The 1998-nt window shown below is 69.6% G+C and carries 2 protein-coding genes; both read left to right on the top strand.

What is annotated here, in order from left to right; translation table 11 throughout:
• Positions 1–805, top strand: an 805-nt coding sequence (locus AAGI91_17720) for a serine protease (GenBank protein ID MEM1044452.1), incomplete at its 5' end; no start/stop codon positions are given.
• The gene (locus AAGI91_17715) at positions 802–1896 is read left to right on the top strand and encodes a hypothetical protein (GenBank protein MEM1044451.1); all 1095 of its coding nucleotides are present in this window, start codon (positions 802–804) and stop codon (positions 1894–1896) included. The genes AAGI91_17720 and AAGI91_17715, both read left to right, overlap by 4 nt.
• Positions 1897–1998: the final 102 nt, after the last annotated feature.

Genomic DNA, 1998 nt, shown 5'->3' with positions numbered 1-1998 from the left:
GGCGGACGCGGAGGCGGACAGCACAGATGCCGAGCGGCAGTCGGCGCTCCAGCGCCTCGTCAATGCCAACGACCCTTCGGCCGACGCCCTTGCGCTTCTCGCAGGCCAGCAGGCGATGCTCGGCCGCGTGGGTGCCATCGAGTGGAACGGTAGCCATCAGGGCACCTGCATCCTGGTCGACCACGACAAGGTGCTGACCAACGACCACGTCATCCGCCCGCTCCGCTCCTTTGGGCCGGACACGCTCGAGGTCCGGTTCGATCACCTGAAGGATGCGTCGGGCGCGCTGCAACAGGGCTGGACCGTGCCGGTCGCCGATGACTGGCTCCTGAAGAACCGCCCGCACGGGACCGCGGACACGACGAATGACCCGAACGACGTGCCCGAGCCCCTCGATCTCGACTACGCCCTCGTCCGCCTCGCCGCGAAGCCGACCGACCGGGCGGGGCCCGACGGTGCGGCCCGCACGCCGGTGCAGCTCGACAGGGACGCCACGGCCCTCGCTATCAGCGACCACGTGACTATCATCCAGCACCCGATGGGCGCGCCGATCCACATCGCCTACGGCCATGTCCTCAGCCTCGGGGGCCAGAACCTTCGCGTCCGCTACAGCGCCAACACCAAGAAGGGGTCCTCCGGCGCCGCCGTGCTGAACCATAAAGGCGCCCTCGTCGCCCTCCACCACGCCGGCGACCCGAACTTCGCGGCCGAGCTGGCGGACTACAACCAGGGCATCCCCATCGCCCTCATCGCTGCGGACCTCGAAGCAGCCGGGCTCCTCCCCGACATCGCCGGTGCGGCATGAACTTTCAGGAGGTCAAACCGGTCTACGACGTCATGCGGGCGACCTATCTCGACCGCGACGCGCTCACCCTGCTCCTCGCCATGGGCGGGCCGAACCGGCTCCTCGACGACATCGCCCGGGCCGATGCGACCATGCCGTCGGTCCATCTCCAGGTGATCACGAGTGCGACGACGCAAGGCTGGCTCCCGATCCTCATGCAGGCCGTGCTCGACGATCAGTCCCTGACCGAGCAGCGTCGGCGCGAGATCCGCGGCGACTGGGCCGACCTCCTCCTCCGCTTCGAGCCGAAGCCCGAGCCCGAGGCCGGCTTCGCGCACTGGGACCACCTCCGCACGGACGGCGTCGCCTTCGTCAACCGCACGACGCTGCGCGAGACCATGGGACAGATGGGCGACGTGCTCGGCCCCCGCGTTCTCGTGCTCAAGGGTGACGCGCTCTCCGGCACGAGCTACGCTTGGCGCCTCATCAGCCATATCTCCCGCGGCTTCCCGAACACCCAATGCGCCCATTTCGACTTCGGGACGTGGAAGGGTGACCCGCGTCCCCTAGGCGTCATGCAGTCGCTCGCGGCTCATCTGCGCATCGACGCCACCCTCCGACGGGCAGACATGCCGGGCGACGACCACCTCGCGGCCTTCCTCGTCTCCTGGCTGATGGGCCAGCTTCAGCAGCTTGAGGGCACGCGCTGGCTGATCTTCGACAACGCGCAGTCGAGCGTGCTGCCCCAGGCAACGAAGGAGATGCTGGCGGGCCTCGCCGAAGCGCTCTCCCGCGGCACGGTCGATAATGCGCGGCTCTTCATCCTCGGCTTCGACCTGCCGTTGATCGCCCATGGCGGGGCCAAGGCGCTCGAACTACGGCTTTCCCGTCTCGGCCGGCACGACTTCGAGGAGTATCTGTCGACGGTCGTGCAGCGCTACGGCGGGCTCGGCGACGCGTTCGCGACCCCGGCGGAGGCGCTCGACGAAGTTCTCTCGGGCATCGCCCTCGACGGCGCGGATCGCGAGGCTCTGGAGGCGATCTCGGTCCAGCTCGACCGGATCGTGCAGGAAGCGCAGGAGGCCGGCGCGGCGGTGCCGGCGGGCGAATGAGCGCGTCCAAGGCACCGGGCGGCCTCCGCGCCGAACTCGCCGCCCTCCGCGAGCGCGCAACCGACGGACCACGACTGCCGGAGGGACAGGCCGCCGATGCGG

The sequence above is a fragment of the Bacteroidota bacterium genome (assembly GCA_038746285.1).
Lineage (GTDB): Bacteria > Bacteroidota > Rhodothermia > Rhodothermales > JANQRZ01 > JANQRZ01.
Note: the sequence above shows the minus strand (reverse complement) of the source record. Positions and strands in the feature narration are given on the sequence as shown.

Coding starts and splice junctions, on each gene's coding strand:
- AAGI91_17715 (MEM1044451.1), top strand. CDS start 802: ATGAACTTTCAGGAGGTCAAACCGGTCTACGACGTCATGCGGGCGACC.